General features: G+C 72.4%; 20 protein-coding genes and 1 tRNA gene. 6 read left to right on the plus strand and 15 right to left on the minus strand.

Going from position 1 to position 24468, the window contains the following annotated elements; translation table 11 throughout:
* Positions 1 to 141: 141 nt before the first annotated feature.
* Both CLV56_RS05180 and CLV56_RS05185 read left to right on the plus strand, forming a co-directional pair.
* Entirely contained in the window at positions 142 to 1026 is an 885-nt protein-coding gene (locus CLV56_RS05180) for a hypothetical protein (RefSeq protein WP_157805072.1), read from the plus strand.
* Positions 1010 to 1678, plus strand: coding sequence for a class F sortase (locus tag CLV56_RS05185; RefSeq protein ID WP_100414493.1), 669 nt, complete (start codon positions 1010 to 1012; stop codon positions 1676 to 1678). The genes CLV56_RS05180 and CLV56_RS05185 overlap by 17 nt, the downstream gene beginning before the upstream one ends.
* Positions 1679 to 1721: 43 nt before the next feature.
* Here CLV56_RS05185 and CLV56_RS05190 read toward each other — a convergent pair whose 3' ends face one another.
* Positions 1722 to 3095 (minus strand): cystathionine beta-synthase, encoded by a 1374-nt coding sequence (locus CLV56_RS05190; protein ID WP_039349420.1) that lies wholly within the window; start codon positions 3093 to 3095, stop codon positions 1722 to 1724.
* A 42-nt stretch (positions 3096 to 3137) separates the two neighbouring features.
* On the opposite strand from CLV56_RS05190, the gene CLV56_RS05195 reads away from it, so the two are divergent.
* Positions 3138 to 4097, plus strand: a complete 960-nt coding sequence (locus CLV56_RS05195) for an SGNH/GDSL hydrolase family protein (protein WP_039349478.1) — start codon at positions 3138 to 3140, stop codon at positions 4095 to 4097.
* Between the two features lie 207 nt (positions 4098 to 4304).
* On the opposite strand, the gene CLV56_RS05200 is transcribed toward CLV56_RS05195, so the two are convergent.
* Both CLV56_RS05200 and CLV56_RS05205 read right to left on the minus strand, forming a co-directional pair.
* Complete coding sequence (locus CLV56_RS05200; RefSeq protein WP_039349423.1) at positions 4305 to 5162, minus strand: Bax inhibitor-1/YccA family protein; 858 nt, start codon at positions 5160 to 5162, stop codon at positions 4305 to 4307.
* Between the two features lie 49 nt (positions 5163 to 5211).
* Positions 5212 to 5835 (minus strand): TetR/AcrR family transcriptional regulator, encoded by a 624-nt coding sequence (locus tag CLV56_RS05205; RefSeq protein WP_039349426.1) that lies wholly within the window; start codon positions 5833 to 5835, stop codon positions 5212 to 5214.
* Positions 5836 to 5931: 96 nt separating this feature from the next.
* Between CLV56_RS05205 and CLV56_RS05210 the strand changes: the two genes are divergently transcribed.
* Complete coding sequence (locus tag CLV56_RS05210) at positions 5932 to 6951, plus strand: hypothetical protein (RefSeq protein ID WP_039349429.1); 1020 nt, start codon at positions 5932 to 5934, stop codon at positions 6949 to 6951.
* On the opposite strand, the gene CLV56_RS05215 is transcribed toward CLV56_RS05210, so the two are convergent.
* The 4 genes from CLV56_RS05215 to CLV56_RS05230 form a co-directional block, all read right to left on the minus strand.
* Positions 6888 to 8084: a MalY/PatB family protein gene (locus CLV56_RS05215; protein WP_039349433.1), complete on the minus strand. Its 1197-nt coding sequence runs from the start codon at positions 8082 to 8084 to the stop codon at positions 6888 to 6890. The genes CLV56_RS05210 and CLV56_RS05215 overlap by 64 nt on opposite strands.
* 46 nt (positions 8085 to 8130) lie before the next feature.
* A tRNA-Leu gene (locus CLV56_RS05220) sits at positions 8131 to 8204 on the minus strand.
* Positions 8205 to 8372: 168 nt separating this feature from the next.
* Entirely contained in the window at positions 8373 to 9170 is a 798-nt protein-coding gene (locus CLV56_RS05225) for a hypothetical protein (RefSeq protein ID WP_039349436.1), read from the minus strand.
* Positions 9163 to 9984 (minus strand): uracil-DNA glycosylase, encoded by an 822-nt coding sequence (locus CLV56_RS05230; protein ID WP_039349439.1) that lies wholly within the window; start codon positions 9982 to 9984, stop codon positions 9163 to 9165. Before CLV56_RS05230 ends, CLV56_RS05225 begins: the two co-directional genes overlap by 8 nt.
* A 178-nt stretch (positions 9985 to 10162) precedes the next feature.
* Between CLV56_RS05230 and CLV56_RS05235 the strand changes: the two genes are divergently transcribed.
* Both CLV56_RS05235 and CLV56_RS05240 read left to right on the plus strand, forming a co-directional pair.
* Positions 10163 to 12403: a glycoside hydrolase domain-containing protein gene (locus CLV56_RS05235; RefSeq protein WP_039349442.1), complete on the plus strand. Its 2241-nt coding sequence runs from the start codon at positions 10163 to 10165 to the stop codon at positions 12401 to 12403.
* A 55-nt stretch (positions 12404 to 12458) separates the two neighbouring features.
* Positions 12459 to 13754 carry a glycosyltransferase gene (locus tag CLV56_RS05240; RefSeq protein ID WP_039349445.1) on the plus strand — a complete coding sequence of 432 codons (1296 nt, stop codon included), beginning with the start codon at positions 12459 to 12461 and terminating at the stop codon, positions 13752 to 13754.
* 53 nt (positions 13755 to 13807) lie between these two features.
* Here CLV56_RS05240 and CLV56_RS05245 read toward each other — a convergent pair whose 3' ends face one another.
* From CLV56_RS05245 to mfd, 8 genes are all read right to left on the minus strand, one after another.
* A complete protein-coding gene (locus CLV56_RS05245; protein WP_039349448.1) occupies positions 13808 to 14719 on the minus strand; it encodes a Ppx/GppA phosphatase family protein in 912 nt (303 codons plus the stop codon).
* Positions 14716 to 15189, minus strand: a complete 474-nt coding sequence (locus tag CLV56_RS05250; RefSeq protein WP_100415044.1) for a DUF501 domain-containing protein — start codon at positions 15187 to 15189, stop codon at positions 14716 to 14718. The genes CLV56_RS05245 and CLV56_RS05250 overlap by 4 nt, the downstream gene beginning before the upstream one ends.
* 103 nt (positions 15190 to 15292) lie before the next feature.
* Positions 15293 to 15730 carry an FtsB family cell division protein gene (locus CLV56_RS05255; RefSeq protein ID WP_100414496.1) on the minus strand — a complete coding sequence of 146 codons (438 nt, stop codon included), beginning with the start codon at positions 15728 to 15730 and terminating at the stop codon, positions 15293 to 15295.
* A 162-nt stretch (positions 15731 to 15892) separates the two neighbouring features.
* Positions 15893 to 17170: a phosphopyruvate hydratase gene (gene eno / locus CLV56_RS05260; RefSeq protein ID WP_039349452.1), complete on the minus strand. Its 1278-nt coding sequence runs from the start codon at positions 17168 to 17170 to the stop codon at positions 15893 to 15895.
* A 94-nt stretch (positions 17171 to 17264) separates the two neighbouring features.
* Positions 17265 to 18179 (minus strand): nucleoside triphosphate pyrophosphohydrolase, encoded by a 915-nt coding sequence (locus tag CLV56_RS21185; protein ID WP_039349454.1) that lies wholly within the window; start codon positions 18177 to 18179, stop codon positions 17265 to 17267.
* The gene (locus CLV56_RS05270) at positions 18176 to 18832 is read right to left on the minus strand and encodes a hypothetical protein (protein WP_039349457.1); all 657 of its coding nucleotides are present in this window, start codon (positions 18830 to 18832) and stop codon (positions 18176 to 18178) included. The genes CLV56_RS21185 and CLV56_RS05270 overlap by 4 nt, the downstream gene beginning before the upstream one ends.
* A gap of 111 nt (positions 18833 to 18943) precedes the next feature.
* Positions 18944 to 20401, minus strand: coding sequence for a catalase (locus tag CLV56_RS05275; RefSeq protein ID WP_039349460.1), 1458 nt, complete (start codon positions 20399 to 20401; stop codon positions 18944 to 18946).
* Positions 20402 to 20808: 407 nt separating this feature from the next.
* Positions 20809 to 24438: a transcription-repair coupling factor gene (gene mfd / locus CLV56_RS05280; protein ID WP_039349463.1), complete on the minus strand. Its 3630-nt coding sequence runs from the start codon at positions 24436 to 24438 to the stop codon at positions 20809 to 20811.
* Positions 24439 to 24468 lie beyond the last annotated feature (30 nt).

The following is a 24468-nucleotide window of genomic DNA, read 5'->3' on the forward strand; positions in this document are numbered from 1 at the left end:
ACCCCGCGAACCTGGTAGAACAGTGCAGTCGCCGACGGATGGCAGCGCTCCGCGCAGTGCTCCCTCCGTACCCCCCGCCCCCGCCCCGCCGGATGGATGTGGCGACCGTCCTCGCCCGGCACAGAAGTGAGCCGTTCGACCGTGCACACCGTCACGAAGTTCCTTGCTGCCTGCCTGCTGATCGTCGTCTCCTCCCTCGCCTTCGCCGCACCCGGCCACGCCGCGGTGCCGACCAAGGGCAACGGACAGGAAGTCTGCCCCCCGCTGGACTCCGGGAAGGTCGACGTCGAAGAGAACAGCGGAAGCCTGATCGTCACGGCTCCCGACGGTTATCTGATCTCCGCCTACTGCGTGAAGGCCGGGTCGACCCACAGTGGCGCCGGCGTCGAGACGGGCGAGGTCACGCCCCCGTCGGCGTCCTTCACCCTCACCCACTCCAGCGGCAAGTCGATCAGCCACTTCTCACTCAGCTACGTCCCGGTCAAGGACGAGCCGTGCGTCCCCGGCAAGGGCGAGCCCGGCAAGGGCGAGCCGGGCAAGGGCCACCCGGGCAAGGGGAAGGGCGAGAAGCCCGGCAAGGGTGAGACCCCGAAGGACGACTGCACCGAGCCGACGACGGCTCCGACGACGACGCCGCCGAGCAGCGCGCCGACGAGCCCGCCGAGCAGCGCCCCGACGACCGAGCCGACCACCGAGCCGACGACGGAGCCGACGACGGAGCCGACCACCGCGCCGACGACCGACGTGACCACCGTCCCCACGACGGACGCGACCACCCCGCCGACCTCGACGACCACCACCCCCTCGCAGGGCGTCGCCTCGGAGTCAGCGGCGGTGCCGGTCGACAACGACGACGACAACGGCCTCGCCCCGTCGGTCGTGGACGCCGGACTCGTCGGCACGACGACCGAGCCCGCCAGCGGGACGTCGCTCGCGATGCTTGCGGGCGTCGCCGGTGCGCTCCTCCTGTTCGGTGCGGGCGGTCTGACGCTCACCCTGCGTCGACGCGGTGCCCACCGCGCCTGACGCACGCACCCGGCGCCGCCGCAGCGCGAGAGCTCTTCTCGCCGCTGCGGCGGCGCTCGCTGGTGCCGTCTGCCTGACCTGGTCGCTGCTCAGCACAGCGGCCGGTGACTCCTCCGACCCGGACACCGCCGAGCGCGGCACGCCCAGCGCCGCCGGAGGGACCACCACGCCGGCGACCGACGTGCCCGTGGCGGCGTCCCCCGAGGAGGCACCCCGAGGCAAGGCGCGACCCCGGGCCCTCCGGGTGCCGTCGCTCGGCGTCTCTGCGTCCGTCGACCCCATGACCGTCCACGACGGCGTCCTGACGCCCCCGTCCGACGCCGCCCGCCTCGGTTGGTGGGACGAGAGCGCCCGCCCGGGATCCGCCCACGGCCGGGTGGTGGTGGCGGGCCACTCCGTGCACGAGGGCAACGGGGCGTTCGACGTGCTCGGGGCGGTCGCTCCCGGCGACCAGATCCAGGTCGACACCCAGGGTGCCCGGATGGTCTACGAGGCCGAGCGCGTCGCCACCTACGACAAGGCCGAGTTCGCGGCTCGCGCCTCGCGGATCATGCGGCGCACCGGTGCTCCGCGTCTCGTGCTGATCACGTGCGCCGACTGGGACGGCACCGGCTTCGCCTCGAACACCGTCGTGGTCGCGAGGCCGGAGTAGCCGCCCGACGCAGCCCCGGTCGCTGCCCCGACACCTGCCCCGCTCAGAGAGCGGCGACGTACCCGAGCAGGTCCTGACGGGTCAGCACACCCGCCGGAGACCCGTCCTCCTGCACGATCACCGCGTCGGCGTCCTCGAGCGCCGCGAGCACGTCCTCGACCGGCTCCCCGGCGCCGACGCCGGGCAGGGGCGGCGCCATGTGCTGCTCGACGGTGTCGGCGAGCGACGCGGTCTTGTGGAACAACCGGTCGAGGAGGTCGCGCTCGCTCACCGCGCCCACCACCTCGCCGGACCGTACGGGCGGCTCGGCGGTGAGCACCGGCATCTGCGACACCCCGTACTCCCGCAGGATCGCCACCGCCTCGGCCACCGACTCGTGCGGATGGGTGTGGACGAGATCGGGCAGACGCCCGTCCTTCCCGCGCAGCAGGTCGCCGACGGTTCGCTCGCCCGGCGGCGGGGCGAGGAAGCCGTGCTGACCCATCCACGTGTCGTCGAAGACCTTCGTGAGGTAGCCGCGTCCGCCGTCGGGCAGCAGCACCACGATCACCGCGTCGGGGTCGGCGAGCTCCTGTGCGAGCCGGACGGCGGCGACGACCGCCATCCCGGCCGAGCCGCCGACGAGCATCGCCTCCTCGCGCGCCATCCGGCGCGTCATGTCGAAGGAGTCGCCGTCACTGACCTCGATGATCCGGTCGCAGATGTCGCGGTCGTACGTCGTGGGCCAGAAGTCCTCGCCGACGCCCTCGACCAGGTACGGGCGTCCGGTCCCGCCGGAGTAGACGGACCCGTGCGGGTCGGCCCCCACGATCTGGACGCGGCCGTCGCTGACCTCCTTGAGGTAGCGGCCGGTGCCGGAGATCGTGCCGCCCGTGCCGATCCCCGCGACGAAGTGGGTGATGCGGCCGTCGGTCTGCTTCCACACCTCCGGGCCGGTGGTCTCGTAGTGCGCCTCCGGGTTGTTCACGTTGGCGTACTGGTTCGGCTTCCAGGCCCCTTCGGTCTCCTCCACCAGACGGTCGGAGACCGAGTAGTACGAGTCCGGGTGCTCCGGCGGGACGGCGGTCGGACACACGACCACCTCCGCGCCGTAGGCACGGAGCACGTTGCGCTTGTCCTCGCTCACCTTGTCGGGGCACACGAAGATGCAGTGGTAGCCCTTCTCCTGCGCGACCATCGCGAGCCCGACACCGGTGTTGCCGCTCGTCGGCTCGACGATCGTGCCGCCGGGCCGAAGCTCCCCGGAGGCCTCGGCCGCCTCGACCATCCGGGTCGCGATCCGGTCCTTCACGCTGCCGCCGGGATTGAGGTACTCGACCTTCGCGAGCACGAGGCCCGGTGCGTCGTCGGTCACCCGACGCAGCTTCACCAGCGGTGTGTCTCCGACCAGATCCAGAAGCGCGTTAGCGTAGTCCACGCTTCGCAGTCTAGGACGGACGAGGATGGTGGGAGCAGGACGATGGCCCGAGCACGCGCGGCACGCAGGATGGCAACGGCAGCCCTCTTCGGTGGGGGCGGGCTCGGCCTGCTCGGCGGAGGCGCCTTCGGTCTCCTGAAGTGGCAGGCCGGATGGGCCCGCCGGGAGATCGGGATCACCGACGACCGGCCGCCCTCGCCGGACGGCGTGTACGGCGCGCAGCTGCCGGGCCGGGAGATCTCCTTCCTCATGCTCGGCGACTCGACCGGGGTCGGCTACGGGATGACGCGGGCCGAGGACACCCCGCCGGCACTGTTCGGGGCCGGCCTGTCGCAGATCGCGCAGCGCCCCGTCCGGGTCACCAGCGAGGCCGTCGTCGGAGCCGTCTCCGCCGACCTCGCCGCGCAGGTGGACAAGGGCCTCGTCGCGCGGCCCGACGTCGCGGCCCTGGTGATCGGTGCGAACGACGTCACCCATGCCAACCGCGTCCCGGCCGCTGTCGGTGAGCTGTCGGAGGCGGTCCGCACGTTGCGCGAGGCCGGGTGCGAGGTCGTCGTCGGGACCTGCCCGGACCTCGGGACCGTACGCCCGCTCCCGCAGCCGCTGCGGGCTCTGGCGCGTCAGGTCAGCCGCCGGCTCGCCGCCGCGCAGATGATCACCGTGCTCGAGGCCGGAGGACGTGCGGTGTCGCTGTCGGACCTGCTCCAGCAGACCTTCTGGCGGGCACCGACCGAGCTGTTCGGCGACGACCGGTTCCACCCCTCAGCGGTGGGCTACGCGTCGATGGTGCATGCGATGCTGCCGTCGGTCGCGGCCGCGATCGGCGTGTGGGACGACGACGAGGAGACCGCCACCTACCCCGAGGGAGTCGTCCTCCCGGTGTCGTTCGCGGCCGCCGAGGCCGTGGACCGCGCGGGGACCGAGGTCTCGCGTACCGAGGTCGCCGGGTCGGACCGCGGGCCGCGTGGCCGCTGGGCCGCGATCCGGGTCCGCCGCCGCTGAGACGAACGGCCCCGCGCGCGGAGATGCCTGCACTCGAACCGGCTCCGGGTACCGAACGCAGGCACCTCCGTGGATGCGGACCGAACGCAGGCGCATGCGTCGTGGTCCGGTAGCGGCGACCCGCACGACCCTGACCGCAGACGCGGCGAGGCCCCCACGACCGTGGTGGTCGCGGGGGCCTCGCCGAACGTGCGAGATGCGGTGGCGTCAGTTGTCGCCGCGCAGGATCGCGAGGATGCGCAGGATCTCGATGTACAGCCAGATCAGCGTGACGGTCAGTCCGAACGCGGCCCGCCAGGACTCGCGCTCCGGCAGCCCGGCCGCGACGCCCTTCTCGACGAAGTCGAAGTCGAGGATCAGGCACAGCACACCGAGCAGGACCGCCACACCGCTGACCAGCAGGCCGAGGGTCGAGAAGTCGCGGAGCCCGAAGTCGGCGTTGAAGAAGCTCAGGATCCAGTTGAGCAGCAGGACCGCGACGAACCCGAACAGCGCCGCGGTCACGCCCCGGCGGAACTTCGGGGTCACCTGGATGTTGAAGAACTTGTAGACGAACAGCGTGCCGGCGAAGGCCGCGACGGTGCCGAGAACGGCCTGCGCCACGATCGTCGCGTCTCCGACGTAGGACGAGAGCACCTTCGACAGGGCCCCGACGAACACGCCCTCGACCACGGCGTACGCCATCACGAGGGCGGGGCTGATCACCTTCTTGAAGGAGTTGACCATCGCCAGGACGAAGCCGATGATCGCGCCGCCGGTGGCGAACGCGAAGGCCCGTCCGAGCGCTGCCTCGTCGGCGAGCACGTCACCGAGCATGAACCAGGTGACGGCGGCCGAGGCGAACACCAGGAACAACGTGATCGCGGTCCGCATGACGACCGAGTCGATCGTCATCCGGTCGGCGGTGCCGGTCGGCGTGTCGTAGCCACCCCCGCCCGGCGTGCCGTACCCGTCGGTCTGCGTGGGCTGGCCGACCTGCCAGGTGCTCGGGTCGCTCGCGACCGGAGCAGCGGTGGTCCGGTTGAACTCCTCGCTGCGGGTGAAGACGGGGTTGCTGCTTCTCATCGATCCTCCGTACGGGGGGCGGGCGTGTGTGCGTCCGTCAGGCTCAACCCTACCGGACCGCCCCTGTGCCCGGACCCCCTCTCGCGCCTGTGATCGCAGCCAGTGCGGCGGCGTACGGGTCCGCGTCGACGCTCGCGAACAGCAGGCGCTGGAGCAGGTAGCCCATGATCGTGCTCAGCAGGACCGCGGCGACCTCGGCCGCGTCCGCCTGCTCGTCGATCCGGCCGGCGACCTGGTCGTGGCGGACCACCTCGGCGACGACGTCGATGACCTGCCTGTACCGCGTCTCCAGCGCCGCCGCCACGACGGGATCGCGTACGGCCTCCGACCACACCTGCGGCGCCAGACGCGCGACGCCGTCCGGTCCGAACGCGTACGCGTCGGTGGCGCGCAGCGCCTCGCGGACGAAGTCGCGGACCGGCAGGGGCGGATCGCGGTGCGCCAGCGGCGTGATCAGGCCGAGCACGCCGCCGACGGCGTCGTCCGCGACCGCGGCGACGAGCTCGGACTTCGATCGGTAGTAGCCGTAGAACGCGCCGGCCGACAGCCCCGACTCCGCGAGCAGGTCGCTCATGGAGGTCTGGTGGAAGCCCTGACGCGCGAAGCACCGGCGCGCAGCGTCCAGGATCTGCCGGCGCCGACGCTCACGATGCTCCTCGGTCACGCGTGGCATGGGTCGAGGATAGAACGAACATTCCTTCTTGACACGCGCGACGCACGAGCGCATGGTGGTTCCTATAAAACGAATGCCCGTTCTTTTGGAGGGATCATGTCCGACCAGCTACGCAAGGTCCTCGGGATCGTCGTGGGGATCGCCGCGGTCCAGGCGCTCTTCCTGCTCGCGTTCGCCTGGCCCGCAGCCGAGTCCGGGCCCCGCGAGGTCCCGATCGCGGTCGCCGGGCCCGCAGAGGCAGCGGCGCCGGTCGCGGATCGCCTCGCCGCCGTGCCGGGGCGCGACGACGGCACATCGGCGTTCGACGTCCGTACGGTCGACGACGCGGCGGCCGCCCGGAGCGCGATCGAGGACCGCGACGTCCTCGCCGCCGTGGTGGTCTCCCCCGACGGGCCCGAGGTGCTGGTCGCCTCTGCGGCCAGCCCGGCCGTGGCCCAGGCGATGCGGTCCACGGCGGCCGAGCTCTCCGACCAGAGCTCGACCGTGCCCGTCACCGACGTCGTGCCGACGCCGTCCGGCGATCCGACCGGCGCCGGGCTCGCGGCGGGGACGCTCCCGCTCGTCCTCACCAGCGCGCTCGGCGGCATCGCGGTGTTCGCGTTCCTGCACACCCGCGCGGCCCGGCTCGCCGCCGTCGGCGGGATCGCACTGACGTGCGGTGTCGTCGCACCGCTCGTGCTCACCGCGATCGGCGTCCTCGACGGTGGGCTGGTCGCGACCACGGGCGTCGTCGCGCTGCTCGTCGGCTCCGTCACGGCGACGGTCGCCGGGCTCGGCGCGGTGCTCGGCCGGCCCGGCGCCGGCCTCGGCGTGCTGATGCTGGTCCTCGTCGCCAACCCGCTCTCGGGAGCCGCGACCGCGCCGCAGATGGTGCCGCAGCCGTGGGGCGAGCTCGGTCAGCTCATGCCGGTCGGCGCCGGCGTCGCAGCCGTGCGGTCGGCGGCCTTCTTCGACGGCGCGGGTTCCGCGGGTGCACTCGTCGTGCTGGCGACGTGGCTGATCGCCGGGCTCGCACTGCTCACGCTGGGACGGTCCGGGTTGTCGGTCCGCGCTCAGTCGACCAGTGCGGCGACCCGCTCGACGGCCTCGGTCAGCACACCCGCCGACGTCGCGTAGTTCAACCGGACGTGTCCCGCACCGCCGGTCCCGAACGGCACGCCGGAGTTGAGCGCGACGCGTCCCCGCTCGAGGATCTCGGCGGCGGGCCCCTCCGGGTGCTCGCCGCCGAGATCGAGCGCGGACACGTCCAACCAGGCCAGGTAGGTCGCCTCGCTGCGACGCCACCGGACCTGCGGAAGCCGGGTCGCGAGCAGGTCGGCGAGCAGCGAGCGGGTGCCCTCCAGCCCGCCGATCGCGGCATCGAGCCACGGCCCGCCGTCGCGCAGCGCCGCCGTGTGCGCGACGACGCCGAGCTGGCTCGCTCCGTGCGCGACGACCTCCGGCAGGCGCGCCAGATCGGCGACTGCGCCAGGCCCGGCGATCAGCAGACCGGCCTTCGCGCCCGCGAGGTTCCAGGCCTTCGACGCCGAGGTGACCACGAACGCGCTCTCCGCCCCCTCGACCGACAGGAACGGGACGAACGTCGCACCGGACAGCACGAGCGGGCCGTGGATCTCGTCGGCGACCACCCGCACCCCGTACCGCTCCGCCAGCGCCGCCACGGCCTCGAGCTCCGAGCGGGTGTGTGCGACGCCGGTCGGGTTGTGCGGGTTGCACAGGACGTACGCCGCGCGCCGCCGACCGCCGGTCGACGAGCCGCGCGTCCCCGGCGCACGCGTCGCCGCGTCGAAGGCGATCTCGAGCGCGTCGAGATCGAGCCGCCCGTCTGCTCCCAGCGGCGCTTCGACCACGCGGCGCTCGGCATGGGCGACGAAGGCGAAGAACGGCGGGTAGACCGGTGGACTGACCACGACCGCGTCCCCTGGGCCGGTGACCAGACGGATCGCCTCTCGCACACCGTTCATCACGTCCGGCACCAGGGCGGTCCGCGTGACCTCGACGCCGTCGAAGCCCCAGCGTCGCGCCGCGAAGTCCGCGAACGCCTCGGCGTACGCAGGACCGTACGGGTAGCCGACATCCCCGCGCACCGCGGCGTCCGTCAGCACGCGGACCACCGGCTCGGCCAGCGGCGCGTCCATCTCGGCGACCCAGAGCGGGAGGACGTCCGGCTCGAACAGGCTCCACTTCAGGCTGGAGCGCCTGCGCAGGTCGGACACGGCGAGCTGCTCGAACGGGTTCGGCACGGACACGGGCGCTCCTGTCGGTCGGGGCGCCTCCGAGGCTACGCGGGCCGCGTGCTCCCGGTGGGGGTCGAACCCACACTGTGACGGTTTTAAGCCGTCCGCCTCTGCCGGTTGGGCTACGGGAGCGTGCACGTCATTGTGACGCACCACCGTCGTCGCCGAGACGGACTCGGAGCTGGTCGACGGCGCGCCGAAGGCCGGGCAGCTCGTGCTCCACCGCGTACGCCACGACCGGTCGACTGGTCGCGAGGTAGCGAGGCTTCTACGACCGACCGGCGACGGAGGCCGACCGGATCAGTCCAGCGCCGTCGTCCCCGTGATCTCGTAGGCCCGGACCAGCCCGCGCTCGAGGTTGTCGCCGACGAGCACGAGCGAGACCTTCCACATCCGCGCGTGCTGCTCGCCGACCTCTGCGACGACCGCGGCGAGATGCCGGTCGAGACGCCGGCCGATCTCGCGCAGCCGGGTCCGCTCGGACGCACCGATCTCGCGCACCGCGTCGACGACGAGGTGTTCGCTCTCCCACCGCGCGACCGCCGCGCTGAGCGGGTCCGGGTGGGTGTAGACGACCTCGGTCCGGGCGTCCCCGCTCGCGGGCTGCGGACCGACGATCGCGTCCGCGAGGCCGGTCGGGAGCTCGCTGCGGATCTGCGCGGGCACGTCGAGGTAGCCGGTCACCGCGTCCAGCGGCTCCGACGGCGATCGCAGCGCGGGGCCGACCGCACCCAGCTGGACCGTCAGGCGCAGCACCTCGCGCCGATCTGCCGCCTCCAGCGACTGCTTCGCCGACGCATGGTCGACGTAGTCCCGCATCAGCCGGACGGCGGTCTCCAGGTCACCCTCGACGGTGAGCTCGCCGGCGATGTACGCCTTGGCGATCCCCTCCTGCCCGGGCGACCACACCAGGCGCCGCACCGTACGACGCGACTCGACGTGGATGGTGATCCCCGACACGCTGTCGGCCTCGACCCGGGACCCGTCCCAGGCGGTCACCGTCACCGGGGGCGCCGCACCGTAGACCTGCGTGAGCAGCTCGACGAGCCGCCCCGCGACGCCCGGGGCGTCGGTGCGGATGGTGGTGTCCTCAGTCATCACTGACCTCCTTCGCGCGTGTCATGACGGCGTCGAGCATCGGCTCGGTCAGCCGCCCTGTGAACGTGTTCTGCTGGCTCGGGTGGAAACACCCGAGGAGGGTGACCGTACCGCCCGAACGTTTCGGGAGTGTTGTCTCCGCCCCGTGGCCGAACCGCGGACGCGGCCGCCCGACGTCGACGCCGAGCGAGGCGAACGTCCGCAGGGTGGCCTCCCAGCCGTACGCCCCCAGCGCCACGATCGCCCGCACCGACGGCTCGACCAGACGGATCTCCTCCTCCAACCAGGGTGCACAGGTGTCCCGTTCAGCGACGGTCGGTTTGTTCGCCGGCGGAGCGCACCGTACCGCCGCGACCATACGGCCACCGAGCAGCCGCTGCCCGTCGCCGGCGTGCGTACTGGTCTCCTGCACTGCGAGGCCGACCCGGTGCAGCGAGGCGAAGAGCCAGTCGCCGGACCGGTCCCCGGTGAAGATCCGGCCGGTCCGGTTGCCGCCGTGCGCCGCCGGCGCCAGGCCGACGACCAGGAACCGCGGTGCGGCGTCGCCCCAGCCCGGGATCGGGCGGCCCCAGTAGGACTCGTCCGCGAACGCGCGCCGCTTCGTCACCGCGACGTCCTCGCGCCAGTCGACCAGCCGCGGGCAGGCACGGCACACCGAGACGCGGGCGTCGAGCTCGGCCAGGTCACGGCCGACGTCGCTCAGCCGCGCGACCGCATCGGCGTCGGCGGCGACGGGCGTACGGGCGGTCGCCGGGTCGTCCGGCCATCCCGACCCCGGCGTCACGGGCGAGGTGAATCCGGTCCGAGCAGCCACACCACCAGCCTAGCCACGCGCCCCGAGCGCGATTCGTCGAGTTGCGGCGTGAATCGGAGGCCACGATCACGCCCGAACTCGACGAATCGGGGACGGGACGGAGCTGTCACCCGCCCGAAACCCTGCCGACACCTGCCGTCCGTACCGTCCTGGAAACGAGCACCGGGAGGAGGTGCCGATGAGCGTCGACCCCTTCATCGGGACCGAGGCCACCGCGCTGCCCGGGCGCACCGGGATCGCCGCCACCTGGTGGTGGCCGAAGCCGCAGGTCGGCAACACCCATCCCGGCGCCTGCTACCCGCTCGGGATGGTCTCCGCCTGTGCGTACTCCGGGGCGTACCCGACCGGCTACGGCCGCTACGACCTCAGTACGGAGGGCGTGCCGGTCGCGTTCCTCGACGACCAGGCCGCATCCGGCTTCACCCACTTCCAGCAGTCCGGGACCGGCGCGATCCGCAAGTACTACAACTACCTCCGGGTCACCCCGATGCTCGAGCCGCTGGACGCGCTCGGACGGACCTGGACGCTGCACGACGAGCGCGCCGGCGCGGGCTGGTACGAGACGACGCTGGAGTCCGGGGTGCGGTGCGAGATCACCGTCGGCCCGAAGAGCGCCGTGCACCGCTACACGTTCCCCGCGCACCACGACGCCCGGATCGTCATCGACCTCTCCCTCGGCGGGCTCTCCATCCCGTACGGCGCGACCGTGCCGCTGCGCGCCCACCTGGAGACCGTCGAGCCGGGCGAGGCGCGCGGGGAGCTCGTGGTCGAGGGCGCACCCCTCGCGGTCCACGTGGAGTGCGACGCGCAGCGGTGGCGGCAGATGCTCTGGTACGACCGCCGGCTGATGGCGGGAGGCAGCCGGCTCGACTTCGACGACATCCGCGCGACGACGCTGCGCCCGTTCGGTGTGATGTGGGCGGGGCCGACCACCGCCGAGCAGACCGTCGAGGTGCGGCTCGGGTTCTCGCTGCGCGGCTCCGAGCAGGCCCAGGCGAACCTCGTCGCCGACTGCGGCCCCAGCCGCACCTCGTACACCCGGCGCCGCGAGGAGACCACCCGCGCGTGGGACGACCACCTCGGGCGGATCGACGTGACCTGCGCCGATCCCGACCGGACGACGGTGTTCGAGACCGCGCTGTACCACGCCCTGATCAAGCCGTGCCTCGCGCCGGACGAGAGCCCGTTCCGGCCGTCGGACGGACCGTTCGCGTTCGACGTCTGCACGATGTGGGACATCTACCGCACCCAGCTCCCGCTGCTCACGACGCTGGCACCCCAACGGGCCGTCGAGCTGGCGACCGCGCTGATCCACGTCTGCGAGGAGGAGGGCAACCTCCCGATCGGCTACAGGATGGCCCGCGGCGCCGACGTGTTCTCGCGCCAGGCGAGCGCCCTCGCCCAGACCTTCCTCGCCGACCTCTGCACCCTCGGGCTGCCGGGGATGGACTGGGACTGGGCCCTCGTGCACATGCACAACGACCTGCGGCGGGCGTACGGCGAGGACTACCTGCTGCGCGGCCTCGCCCACCCCGTCAGCCACACCCTCGACCTCGCGTTCGGCTACTGGTGCACCCAGCTCGTCGCAGAGCACGTCGGCGACAAGACGCTCGCGGCCGAGCTCGCGCAGTACGCCGGGGGCTGGACGAACGCGTTCGACCCGACGACCGGGCTGCTGCTCGACTCCACGTACTACGAAGGCGGCAAGTGGAACTACTCGTTCCGCCTGCTGCACGACATGGCCGCCCGGATCGCCCTGGTCGGCGGAGACGACGCGTTCGTCGCGATGCTCGACCGGTTCTTCGGGTACGGCGCGGCGCCGGTCGTCCAGCCGGGGCCGCGTCCGGGCGTCGAGGAGATGGCGGCGGGCTACGCGCTGGCGCGGTTCGAGGGCCTGAACAACGAGCCCGACATGGAGGCACCCTGGGCGTACCACTACGCCGGGCGTCCGGACCGTACCGCCGAGGTCGTCCACGCCGCCGTGCACCAGTGCTTCGGTACGGGCGCGGGCGGGCTCGCGGGGAACGACGACTCCGGCGGGCTGTCGTCGTGGTACGTGTGGGCGTCGCTCGGGTTGTTCCCGGTGGCCGGGCAGAGTCTGTTCCTGGTGAGCGCACCCGCCTTCGAGGCCGCGACGATCCACCTCGCCGGCGCCGACCTCGAGATCGAGACGACCGGGTTCGCCGAGCCCGGCCCGGACACGCCCCCGCAGTACGTCCAGGAGGCCTACCTCGACGGCCGTCCCCTGGAGCGCACCTGGCTGGACGGGGCGCGGCTGCACCGCGGTGGCCGGCTCCTGATCGAGCTCGGACCCGAGCCGAGCCGGTGGGGCCAGGCACCCGAGCACCGACCGCCGTCGTTCCCGGCCGGGACCCGACGCGAGGACGTCGTCGGCCCCTCGGCCGACGTGCCGCTCTGACCTGCCGCGCCACCTGAGACCCGCCGCACACCACCCACACCCACGGAGGAACGCGATGAACACCCACCCGTACCGTCTCGTCATCGTCGTCCGTGCCGACCCGGTGATCTGCGGACACTCCGGCGAGGCCCGCAACCTCGCCGAGGCCGCCCTCGTGCGGGGCTTCACCGACGTCCGGATCGTCACCTGGCCGATCGAGCGTCTCGAGGCTGCGGGCCTGCCGCTCAAGCCGCTCGAGACGGTGATGCCGTACTCCCCGGGCATCACCGTGGAGCGCCCCGACCCCGTGGGAGACGCGCGGGTTCCCGACGGACGCTACCTCGCCGGGCTGACCGGACGACTGGTCGAGCTGTTCACCGACGGAGTGCCGACCGTGGCGATGTCGCTCTACCTCAGCCCGCACACGTTCGCGGTCACCGACGCCGTCCGGATCGCACGGTCCACCGGTCTGCCGGTCGACGTCACGACCGTCGCCGAGGCGGTCGGCTCCGACGTGACGAACGTCGTGCGCGGCTGCATCGAGGCCGACCGGTTCGGCGCCGCGGCGCAGGTGCTGTCGACGTACCTCGCCAACGACGTGTGCCTCGCCGTCTCGGAGTACACCCGCGACCTCGTGCTCGAGTGCGCCCGTGAGGTCGACGCACGGCACGGCACGCGGTACGCGAGCCGGTGCGCCCAGCGGATCCGGATCTCCTACCCCGCCATCGACACCCGCGCGTACACCGACCTCGATCCGGCCGACGTCGACGCCGCGCTCGCGGCTCGGGGTCTCGAGCGGGACGGGTACGTGTTCTTCCTGTCCCGGCTCGCCGCGGCGAAGGGTGTCGACGACCTGATCGACGGGTTCGCGCGCAGCGGGACGGCGGCGACGACACGCCTGGTGATCGCAGGTCGCGGGCCCGAGGCGGCCGAGCTGCGGGCGTACGCGGCGGCGTCGCCGGCAGCGGACCGGATCACGTTCCTCGACGACGTGGACGACGACGAGAAGCCGTACCTGATGGCGGGGAGCGCGGCGTTCGTGCTGCCCAGCAAGCCGCGCCCCGAGTTCGTCGAGACGTTCGGGATCGCGCTCACCGAGGCGATGCTCGCCGGCGCGGGCGGCGTGATCACCACGCTGACCGGCGGGATCGGCGAGGCGGTGGGCGACCACGCGACGATCGTCGGTGTCGAGGATCCCGACGCGATCGCTGCGGCGCTCGACGACCTCGTGCTGCGCAGCGGACCCGACGATCGGACGCAGCGGCGGGAGGCGGCACGCTCGTACGCGCTGCAGTTCGACCGGGCGCACGTGCTCGACGGGATCCTCGGCGCGGTCTGGGCGTCGCGCGGCCCGACCGTCATCGGCGCCTGACCTCGCGACCCCCGCCACGGGCAAATCGCGGCCCCGCCACGGGCGTCTCGCGGTCAGAGGAGGGACCAGGCGATCCCGTCGAGGATGTCGTGCTCGGACACGATCATCTCGGCGACGCCGGTCCGCTCGAGGACGCGGTCGAGCACGAGCGCACCGCCACCGATCACGTCGGCCCGGCCGGGGTGCATGTACGGCCAGGATCGCCGCTGCTCGACCGTGGCGGCGAGGATCTGCGCCCCGACCTGCCGGACCCGCGACACCGACAGGCGCGCGTGGTGGATCCGCTCGGAGTCGTACTCCGCGAGGTCCAGGGCGGCGGCCGCGACCGTGGTGATGGTGCCGGCGACGCCGACGACCGTCCGGACCGCGCCCAGCTCCAGCTCGACGCCGTCGAGCGCAGCGTCGACGTCGGCGGCGCAGGACTCGATCTCCCCCAGCGTCGGAGGGTCGTCGCGCAGGTGCCGCTCGGTCATCCGGACCGAACCGACGTCCAGCGACAACGCGCCCTCGGCCCGGCCGTCACGACCGACGATCAGCTCCGTCGAGCCGCCGCCGAGATCGATCACGAGCACCGGCTGATCCACGTCGGGCAGGTCACGCGCGGCGCCCGCGAACGACAGCGCCGCCTCCTCCGCGCCCGAGGCGACGTCGGGCGCCACGCCGAGCCGCTCCTGCACGCCCGCCGCGAAGTCAGCGGCGTTGGAGGCGTCACGGGTGGCCGACGTCGCGACGAACCGCAACCGCTCGGCGCCGTACTCGGAGATCTGGGCTGCGTAGGCGTCGCACGCGGCGAAGGTCCGGTCGAGGGCAGCGTCGTCGAGGCGCCCGGTGCGGTCCACGCCGTAGCCGAGCCGGACGATCTCCATCCGGCGGACGACGTCCTGGGCGGTACCGTCGTCGCCCAGGTCGGCGATCAGGAGCCGGATCGAGTTCGTGCCGCAGTCGATCGCGGCCACCCGGGTCATCCGGCGCTCCCAGGTCCGTCAGCCGCCGGAGCGCACGGGGTGCCCGACCACCAGTCCCCGAGGTACGCGACCGCCTCGTCGCCCAGAGGGTTCACGCCCGGACCGCTCGCGAGGGACTGCCCGACGAGCACGTGCAGGCACTTCACGCGGTCGGGCATCCCGCCGGCGGTGACGTGGTCGATCTCCGGCACGGCACCGAGCGCGCGACGCTCGGCGAGATAGCGGTCGTGAGCCGCACGGTAGTCCGCGGCCAGCGCCGCGTCGGTCTCGAGACGCTCACTCATCTCGCGCATCAGGCCGGACGCCTCGAGCGTCCCGATCCGGCCGTTCAGCCGGTCGCAGACCACGTAGTACAGCGTCGGGAACGGGGTCCCGTCGGGCAGCCGCGGCAACGTCTTGACGACGTTCGGGTGTCCGGACGGGCATCGACTCATGACCGCGACGACACCCCTCGGGGCACGGCCGAGCATGCCGGCGATGGCGTCCAGGTCGGCCTGCGCGACTCCGCTCGCGTCGCCGGCCTGCTCACCGCCGCGGGGGGACAGGTCGCCGGGCTCGGCACCGGGGTTCACGTCACTCCTCGTGGTCCTGGGGTTTGACGACGCCGCCGGATCCGCTCGTCGTCGTGGGCGCGTCCTCCGTCCCGGGGACGTCCCCCGCGGTCTCGACCGACGACCAGAGCCGGTTCCACCAGACCGGACCGCCCTCGTCCTCGGTACTCGTCGGGGCAGTGAGCTCCGGGGCGTCACCGACCGGTTCGCCGTCGGCCCCGAGCACGGTGAACCCGACCTCGCCCGGCATCACCCAGCCGAAGCGGGAGCGGGCCTGCTGCTCGACGAACTCGGGGTCGTCGTAGCGCGCCTTCTGCTTCTCGAGCTCCGCGATCGCCTCGGTCGAGGCGTCGATCCGGGCATGAGCCGCCGCGAGGGCGTCACGCTGCTGGAGCCAGGCCTTCAGGCTCGAGGCGTACGAGATCGCGAGCACGAGCAGGACGAGGAGCAGCACCGCCATCCGGCGGGTCAACCGTGGCGTGCGCCGCTCCGGCGCGGACGCCGACTGCTGCTCCGGCGCCGTGCGCCTCGCCGACGACGCCGCGGACGGACGCGACCGAGTCCCCGCCGGCCGGTTGGCCGGGCGGCTGGTCGAGGTCCGTCGCGACGTCGGCGGCACCGCTCAGCCCTGGTGGCGCGGGAACGCCGAACGACCGGCGTACGTCGCGGCGTCGTCGAGCAGCTCCTCGATCCGGAGCAGCTGGTTGTACTTCGCCACCCGCTCCGAGCGCGCCGGTGCGCCGGTCTTGATCTGGCCGCAGTTCGTCGCGACGGCGAGGTCGGCGATCGTCGTGTCCTCGGTCTCCCCCGAGCGGTGGCTCATCATGCAGCGGAAACCGTTGCGGTGCGCCAGCTCGACGGCGTCCAGGGTCTCGGTCAGGGTGCCGATCTGGTTGACCTTGACCAGGAGCGCGTTCGCCGACGCCTCGTCGATCCCGCGCTGGAGCCGCTCGGAGTTCGTCACGAACAGGTCGTCGCCCACGAGCTGGGTCCGGGCACCGAGCGACGCGGTCAGCGCGCTCCAGCCGGCCCAGTCCTCCTCGTCGAGGGGGTCCTCGATCGAGACGATCGGGTACGCGTCGAGGAGCTCGGCGTAGTACGCCGACATGTCCTCGGAGGTGCGGACCGAGCCTTCGAACGTGTAGCCGTCGTCGCCGTGGAACTCCGAGGCCGCCACGTCGAGCGCGAGCGCGATGTCGGTGCCGAGGCTCAGACCGGTCGACTCGACGGCCTTCGCGATCAGATCGAGCGCGGCACGGTTGTTCGCCAGGTCGGGGGCGAAACCGCCCTCGTCGCCGAGACCGGTCGCCAGGCCTTCCTTCTTCAGCACCGACTTGAGCGCGTGGTAGACCTCGACGCCCTGGCGCAGCGCCTCACGGAACGAGTCGGCTCCGATCGGGGCGATCATGAACTCCTGGATGTCGACCCCGGTGTCGGCGTGCGCACCGCCGTTGAGGATGTTCATCATCGGGACCGGGAGCACGTGAGCGTTGGGACCACCGACGTACTGGAACAGCGGCAGGCCGGCCGAGTCCGCCGCGGCTCGGGCTGCGGCGAGCGACACACCGAGGATGGCGTTCGCGCCGAGCTGGGCCTTGTTCGGGGTCGTGTCGAGCCGGATCAGCGTCTGGTCGAGGTAGCGCTGCTCGTCGGCGTCCAGGCCGAGGATCTCGGGGTGGATCGTATCGTTGACCGCGTCGACGGCCTGCTGCACGCCCTTGCCGCCGTACCGGTCACCGCCGTCACGCAGCTCCACCGCTTCGAACTGGCCGGTCGAGGCACCCGACGGCACGTCGGCGCGCGCGATCGTCCCGTCGTCGAGGGCGATCTCGACCTCGACGGTGGGGTTGCCGCGTGAGTCGAGGATCTCTCGTGCTCCGACAGCTTCGATGCTTGCCACTAGGACTCCTTGGGAAGGACGGGCTGTGTCGTCCCCACCCTAGTGGACCCGTTCCGGCCGACCGACGCGCAGCGCCACGCCGGGAAGGGTCGGCTCAGCGGCCCGCGACGAGCTCGTTCACGCGCCGTCTCAGCTCCTGCTCGGCGTCGCGGCCCTCGGCCCGCGCCTGCAGCACCAGAGCGAGCAGCCGGTCGGCGAGCGCGTCGCCGTCGGCGGAGACGGGCGCCCCGTCGCGCTCGAGCCGGGAGACGACCTTGTCGGCGTACGCGAGCGCGGGCAACGTCGGGGCGATCCCGTCGAGCACCGAGGCGCGAGGCTTCTCGGTGGCTTTCAGCCGCTGCCAGTTCGCGTCGACCTCCGCGGCGTCAGCCACGTCGACGTCCCCGAAGACGTGCGGGTTGCGGCGCACGAGCTTCTCGACGATCCCGGCGGCGACGTCGTCGATGTCCCAACCGTCGTCCGTGGGGCCGCGACCGGCCGCGACCGCGGCATGGAACACGACCTGCATCAGCAGGTCGCCGAGCTCCTCGCGCAGCTCGTCCGTCGCGCCGCGGTCGAGCGCGTCCAGCACCTCGTACGCCTCCTCGAGCAGGTACTGCTGCAGCGAGGCGTGGGTCTGCTCGCGGGTCCACGGGCACTCGAGCCGCAGCCGGTCCATCACCTCGACGAGGTCGAGCAGGCGAGCACCGGGGACGTCGTACGAGCCGAAGACGACCTCGATCTCGTCGGTCTGCGTTCCGGAGGCGACCAGGCGGGACGCGAGGTCGCGGGCCCAGTCGACGTCCCCGGCCGGCGCCAGCCACACGGTGCCTGCGTCACCGCCCGTGTCCGGCTGCGCGACGAGCGGATCCGTCACGACCCGGACGGGCAGCCCGGCCGCCACCAGGGCCTGGTACGTGGGGTCGTCCTCGTCGATCGCGACCACGTCGGTCGCGGCGTCCAGTGCCCGCCAGGCGGCGTACGTCAGCAGGCCCGGAGCGACCCGTGGGCTGGTGACGAGGATCTTCACTCAGTCGGCTCCACACCCTGGCACGGCTCGCCGGTCTCCGCCGGGTCCGCCGCGACCTGGGCGACCGACAGCGACCCGGTGCCACCGACGATCTCCGCGGAGTCGGACACTCCCAGACGGGGATCGACCGCGGGGTCGAGCCGCTCGAGCTCGGCCGCGACCGCCTCGGCGCCGGCCTGCTGCACCTGCTGCTGGTTCTCGGCGGTGGTGTCGACGCCGAGCTCCTGCTCGCCGATCGCCGAACGGAGGGCGACGTTCTCGTAGTCCTTCTCGAGCAGCTCGAGGATGTCGTCGGCGTCGGAGCCGAACGTGTCGTCGATCTGCGTGACCTGGGCGGGGTCGATCGCGTACGCGGACGGCTCGAGCTCGATGCCGTCCTCGGCCGCGAGCGACCGCGCGGCCTGCAGCTGCATCTCCTGCGCGGCCACGAGGCTGCGCACCGAACCGGGGTCCGGTGCCTGAGCGCCCTGAGCCGCCGCCTGGGTCCCGAGGAACAGGCAGCCGGCGTCCGCGAGGCGGTCGAGGTCGCTCATCGCGAACTGCGCCGACCCGACCACCGTCGCGTCCCCGGGATGGTTCGCGCCGCATCCGGCGAGAGCGAGGGTCGCAGCGGCTGCGACGATCAGGCGGCGGGTGCGGACCGAGCGGGGCATCGGTGTTCCTCTCCGAGAGTCGCGGGCGGCGTGACCGGCATCACCGGCCGTCCGCGCTCAGCGTACCGGCACCGCCTGCGCGTCGGCGCCGGCCCGGGCAGCGACCGCAGCTCAGCCGCCGTTCTTCAGCGACGCCAGCTCGGACTCGACGGCCTTGGCCAGCTCCGTGTCGACGTTGCCGAGGTACGTCCAGACCCGGGCCAGCACCTCGTCGGTCACGCCGTCGGCGAGGTGACCTGCGATGTTGCTGACGAGGCGTGCCCGTGCAGCGTCGTCCATCACCTCGCGCACCAGCGTCCCGGCCTGGCCGAAGTCGTCGTCCTCGGGGTGGAGCTCGTACGGAGCGCGGATCTGCTCCCCGGCCGCAGGCCAGCCCTTCCCGTCGACGTACTGCGGATCCGCCTCGGGGCCGCCGTAGGAGTTCGGTGCGTACACCGGCACCGACGGGTCGGCCCAGGCGTACCGCATCGCGCCCTCCTTGGAGTACGAGTGCACCGGCGCGTGGGGGGCGTTCACCGGGAGCTGGGCGTAGTTCGTGCCGATCCGGTAGCGGTGCGTGTCCGCGTAGGAGAAGACCCGGCCGAGCAGCATCTTGTCCGGGCTGACGTAGACCCCCGGCACGAGATTGCTCGGCTCGAACGCCGCCTGCTCGATCTGCGCGAAGAAGTTCTCCGGGTTCTTGTTCAGCGTGAGCGTGCCGACCTTGCGACGGGGGTAGTCCTTCTGCGAGATCGTCTTGGTGAGGTCGAACGGGTTGAAGCGGTACGACGCCGCCTCCTCGAACGGCATGATCTGCACCTCGAACGACCACGACGGGAAGTCGCCGGCGGCGATCGCGTCGAACAGGTCCTTGCGGTGCAGGTCCGGGTCGGAGCCCGCCAGGCTGTCGGCGTCGGCCTGCGTGAGGAAGTCCACGCCCTGGTTGGTCTTGAAGTGGTAGCGCACCCAGAACCGGTCGCCGTCGGCGTTGATCCACTGGTACGTGTGGGAGCTGAAGCCGTCCATGTGGCGGTACGTCCTGGGGATCCCACGGTCGCCCATGAGCCAGATCACCTGGTGCGCGGACTCCGGCGACAGGGTCCAGAAGTCCCACTGCATGTTGTGGTCGCGCAGACCGGAGTCGGGCAGACGCTTCTGGCTGCGGATGAAGTCCTGGAACTTCATCGGGTCGCGGACGAAGAAGACCGGCGTGTTGTTGCCGACCATGTCGTAGTTGCCCTCGTCGGTGTAGAACTTCAGCGCGAAGCCGCGCGGGTCGCGCCAGGTGTCCGGGCTCCCCTGCTCGCCGGCGACGGTGGAGAACCGGGCGACCATGTCGGTCTTCCTACCCGGCTGGAACAGCGACGCCTTCGTGAACGCGCTGACGTCCTCGGTGATCTCCAGCTCGCCGAACGCACCGGAGCCCTTCGCGTGCACGACGCGCTCGGGGACGCGTTCCCGGTTGAACTGGGCCATCTTCTCGATCAGGTAGTGGTCGTGCAGCGCGATCGAGCCGAGGTCGCCCTGGGTCAGGGAGTGCTCGTCGCTCTCGACCGGGATCCCGGTGTTGGTGGTCGTCGGGTCAGCCATCGCTGCCTCCTCGGATGGGTTCCGTGATCGTTCTCCACGAAACGCCGTACCCGAACACCACGCAACCCATGCAAGCCGAACCTCACCCGCCACCCGCGTCGCATCGCGCGCCGGGAGACTCCGTAGCCGGCTGGGGAGACCCGCACCGGGCGCGGGAAACCATCCGCGCCCAGTGGGAGACTCCGTAGCCGGCTGCGGAGACCCGCACCGGGCGCGGGAAACCATCCGCGCCCAGTGGGAGACTCCGTAGCCGGCTGGGAAGACCCGCACCGGGCGCGGGAAACCATCCGCGCCCAGTGGGAGACTCCGTAGCCGGCTGGGGAGACTGCGGTCCGAGGCAGGGGTCCGAGGCAGGGGGCCGAGGCAGGGGTCCGGCACAGCGCTGCCGCGATCTGCGCGACGGCGGGTCAGGCCGCGGGCGGGCCCGCGATCACCGTGTCGATCAGAGTGCGGCACCAGTCCATCAGCTCGGCGTCGCGCAGCGGCTGACCACCGACCGGCTTCGTCTTGGGCCGTGGGACCAGCACGAGCTTCACCTGCGGCTTCACGACCGAGCCCGGGTAGACCCGCTTGAGCCGCATCTGGCGCGACTCGGGCAGGTCGACCCCGGTGATCCGGATGTTGTTGCCCGCGGTCGTGAGCTCGGTGACACCGGCGTCGCGCGCCCGGACCCGCAGCCGCGCCACGTCGAGCAGCGCGTCGACCGGCGCCGGCGGCTCGCCGTACCGGTCCACGAGCTCCTCGCGCACGTCGTCGACCTCCGCGTCGGTGCGGACGGCGGCGAGCTGCTTGTACATCTCCAGCCGCAGCCGCTCGCTCTGCACGTAGTCGTGCGGCAGGTGCGCGTCGACCGGGAGCTCCAGCTTGACCTCGGCCGTCTCCTCGCCGTGATCGCCGCGGTACTCGGCGACCGCCTCGCCGACCAGGCGCACGTACAGGTCGAACCCGACGTCGGCGATGTGCCCGGACTGCTCGCCGCCGAGCAGGTTGCCGGCGCCGCGGATCTCGAGGTCCTTCATGGCGATCGCCATGCCGCCGCCGAGCTCGGAGTGCTGAGCGATCGTCGACAGCCGCTCGTGCGCGGTCTCGGTCAGCGGCTTGTCCGGCGGGTAGAGGAAGTACGCGTACGCACGCTCCCGCGAGCGCCCGACGCGGCCACGCAGCTGATGCAGCTGCGAGAGGCCGAGAGTGTCGGCACGCTCGACGATCATCGTGTTGGCGTTCGAGACGTCGAGGCCGGACTCGACGATCGTGGTGCAGACCAGCACGTCGTACTTCTTCTCCCAGAAGTCGACCATGATCTGCTCGAGCCGGTGCTCGCCCATCTGACCGTGCGCCGCGGCGATCCGGGCCTCGGGCACCAGCTCGGAGAGCCGCTTGACCGCCTTGTCCATCGAGCTGACGCGGTTGTGGATGAAGAACGCCTGCCCGTCGCGCAACAGCTCGCGGCGCAGGGCCGCGGCGACCTGCCGCTCGTCGTACGCGCCGACGAACCCGAGAACCGGGTGGCGCTCCTCCGGCGGCGTCTGGATCGTCGACATCTCCCGGATCCCGGTGACCGCCATCTCGAGCGTCCGCGGGATCGGCGTCGCCGACATCGACAGCACGTCGACCGCGGCGCGCAGCTGCTTGAGCGCCTCCTTGTGCTCGACGCCGAAGCGCTGCTCCTCGTCGACGATCACGAGACCGAGCTTCGGGATCTTCACGCCGGGCTGCAGGAGACGGTGCGTGCCGATGACGAGGTCGACCGAGCCGTCCTCGAGCCCGGCGAGGACCTGCTTGGCCTCCTTGTCGGTCTGGAACCGCGACAGCGCCCGCATCGTCACGGGGAACTGGGCGTACCGCTCCGCGAACGTCGCGAAGTGCTGCTGGACGAGCAGCGTCGTCGGGACCAGCACGATCACCTGCAGGCCGTCCTGGATCGCCTTGAACGCGGCCCGGACCGCGATCTCGGTCTTGCCGTAGCCGACGTCGCCGCAGACCAGGCGGTCCATCGGGACCGGCCGCTCCATGTCGCGCTTGACCTCGTCGATGGTGACGAGCTGGTCGGGCGTCTCGTGGAACGGGAACGCGTCCTCCAGCTCGCGCTGCCAGGGCGTGTCGGCCGCGAACGCGTGCCCCTTCGTCGCCTGGCGCGCGGCGTACAGCTTGATCAGGCCGTCGGCGATCTGCCGCACGGCCTTGCGAGCGCGGGACTTGCGCTTGTTCCAGTCGGAGCCGCCGAGCCGGTCGAGGCTCGGCTGCTCGCCGCCGACGTAGCGGGTGACCTGGTCGAGCTGGTCGGTCGGCACGAACAAGCGGTCCGGCGGCTGGCCCCGCTTCGACGCGGCGTACTCGATCACGAGGTACTCGCGGGTCGCGCCCTGGACCTGCCGCTGCATCATCTCGACGTAACGGCCGACGCCGTGCTGCTCGTGCACCACGTGGTCGCCGGGCGTGAGCTCGAGCGGGTCGATCTGCTTCTTGCGGCGCCGCGGCATCGTGCGCTCGTCGCGCGGCGCGGCAGCGGTCTGACCGACCAGGTCGGCCTGGGTCAGCACCACCAGACCCGTCCCCCGAGCCACGAATCCGTGCTCGAGGTCCCCGCAGGCGACGTGCACGACGTGCCCGGTCAGGTCCTCGGCCGCCAGCGCGGAGTGGAAGCGCGCGGGCACGTCGTGCTCGCCCAGCACCTCGACGCCACGGGCCGCCTGGCCCTCTCCCGGCGCGAGCAGCACGACCCGGTGGCCCTCGCCGAGCCAGCCCTTGACGTCGACCAGCGCGCGCTCGATCTCGCCGCGGTAGGCAGGGGTCGGGTCGAACGGAAGATTGACCCCGTCGACGTCGATCGCGTCGAAGCGCTCGTCGAGGTCTCGATCGCTCGCTCCGCTCGCGCCTCGACCAACGGAATCCTCGCTGGTCGAGGCCGAGCGGAGCGAGGATCGAGACCCGAGCTCCTCGTCGACCAGGAACGGCGACGTCGACCACCACGCACGACCGGACGACAGGGTGTGGAGCCGCACGTCGGCCAGCGAGCGGTACGCGGCGGCGCCCAGGTCGATCGGCGCCTGCCCGCCACCCGCGGCGGCCGCCCAGGACGCGCCGAGGAACTCCTCGCTCGTGGCGACCAGGTCGTGCGCTCGCGCCCGGACCCGCTCGGGGTCGCAGACCAGCACGGTCGCGGTGTCCGGCACGAGGTCGACCAGGAGCTCCATCCCGTCGACCAGGACCGGCGCCAGGGACTCCATCCCCTCGACCGCCTGGCCCTCGGCGATCTTGTCGAGCATCTCGCCGAGCTCGGGGTGCGCTGCGGCGAGGTCGCGGGCACGGCCGCGGACGTCGTCGGTGAGCAGCAGCTCGCGGCAGGGCGGCGCCCACATCCGGTCGACCGGGTCGGTGGAGCGCTGGTCGGCGACGGAGAAGTGCCGGAGCTCGTCGACCTCGTCGCCGAAGAACTCGACCCGTACGGGGTGGTCCGCCGTGGGCGGGAACACGTCCACGATGCCGCCGCGCACGGCGAGCTCCCCGCGCTTGGTGACGAGGTCCACGCGGTCGTACGCGGCGTCGACGAGACGGCGGACGACGTCGTCGAGCGCGATCTCGTCCCCGCGGCGCAGCTCGACCGGTTCGAGGTCGGCCAGCCCACGGACCTGCGGCTGCAGGACGGACCGGATCGGGGCCACCAGGACCCTCACCGGGCCGGTCGCCGCGGTGTCCCCGGGGTGCACGAGCCGGCGCAGCACCGCGAGCCGGCGGCCGACGGTGTCCGAGCGGGGTGAGAGGCGCTCGTGCGGCAGCGTCTCCCAGGCGGGGTAGAGCGCAACCTCGTCCGGGCCGACCAGTGCGCCGATCTCGGTCTCGAGCTGCTCGGCCTCCCGCACGGTCGCGGTCACGGCGAGCACGAACGCGTCCTCGCCGGCGAGCACGCCGGCGAGGAACGGACGCAGGGACGGTGGGGCGGACAGGTCGAGCGCCGACACACCGTCGCGACGGTCTCGAACCGCGTGCGCGAGGGTGGGATCGGCCGCCACGGCCTCGGCCAGGGCGTGCAGAGTCATCGAGGCCCAAGGATAGTCCGGGCCACCCAC

The organism is Mumia flava, assembly GCF_002797495.1.
GTDB classification, from domain to species: Bacteria; Actinomycetota; Actinomycetes; order Propionibacteriales; family Nocardioidaceae; genus Mumia; species Mumia flava.

What these genes read in the sequence shown, in the direction of transcription:
- CLV56_RS05195 (WP_039349478.1), top strand. Translation starts at nt 3,138, where the DNA reads ATGGCCCGAGCACGCGCGGCACGCAGGATGGCAACGGCAGCCCTCTTC.
- CLV56_RS05200 (WP_039349423.1), bottom strand. Translation starts at nt 5,162, where the DNA reads ATGAGAAGCAGCAACCCCGTCTTCACCCGCAGCGAGGAGTTCAACCGG.
- CLV56_RS05205 (WP_039349426.1), bottom strand. Translation starts at nt 5,835, where the DNA reads ATGCCACGCGTGACCGAGGAGCATCGTGAGCGTCGGCGCCGGCAGATC.
- CLV56_RS05210 (WP_039349429.1), top strand. Translation starts at nt 5,932, where the DNA reads ATGTCCGACCAGCTACGCAAGGTCCTCGGGATCGTCGTGGGGATCGCC.
- CLV56_RS05225 (WP_039349436.1), bottom strand. Translation starts at nt 9,170, where the DNA reads ATGACTGAGGACACCACCATCCGCACCGACGCCCCGGGCGTCGCGGGG.
- CLV56_RS05235 (WP_039349442.1), top strand. Translation starts at nt 10,163, where the DNA reads ATGAGCGTCGACCCCTTCATCGGGACCGAGGCCACCGCGCTGCCCGGG.
- CLV56_RS05240 (WP_039349445.1), top strand. Translation starts at nt 12,459, where the DNA reads ATGAACACCCACCCGTACCGTCTCGTCATCGTCGTCCGTGCCGACCCG.
- CLV56_RS05245 (WP_039349448.1), bottom strand. Translation starts at nt 14,719, where the DNA reads ATGACCCGGGTGGCCGCGATCGACTGCGGCACGAACTCGATCCGGCTC.
- CLV56_RS05250 (WP_100415044.1), bottom strand. Translation starts at nt 15,189, where the DNA reads ATGCTCGGCCGTGCCCCGAGGGGTGTCGTCGCGGTCATGAGTCGATGC.
- CLV56_RS05255 (WP_100414496.1), bottom strand. Translation starts at nt 15,730, where the DNA reads ATGGCGGTGCTGCTCCTCGTCCTGCTCGTGCTCGCGATCTCGTACGCC.
- CLV56_RS05270 (WP_039349457.1), bottom strand. Translation starts at nt 18,832, where the DNA reads ATGCCCCGCTCGGTCCGCACCCGCCGCCTGATCGTCGCAGCCGCTGCG.
- CLV56_RS05275 (WP_039349460.1), bottom strand. Translation starts at nt 20,401, where the DNA reads ATGGCTGACCCGACGACCACCAACACCGGGATCCCGGTCGAGAGCGAC.
- mfd (WP_039349463.1), bottom strand. Translation starts at nt 24,438, where the DNA reads ATGACTCTGCACGCCCTGGCCGAGGCCGTGGCGGCCGATCCCACCCTC.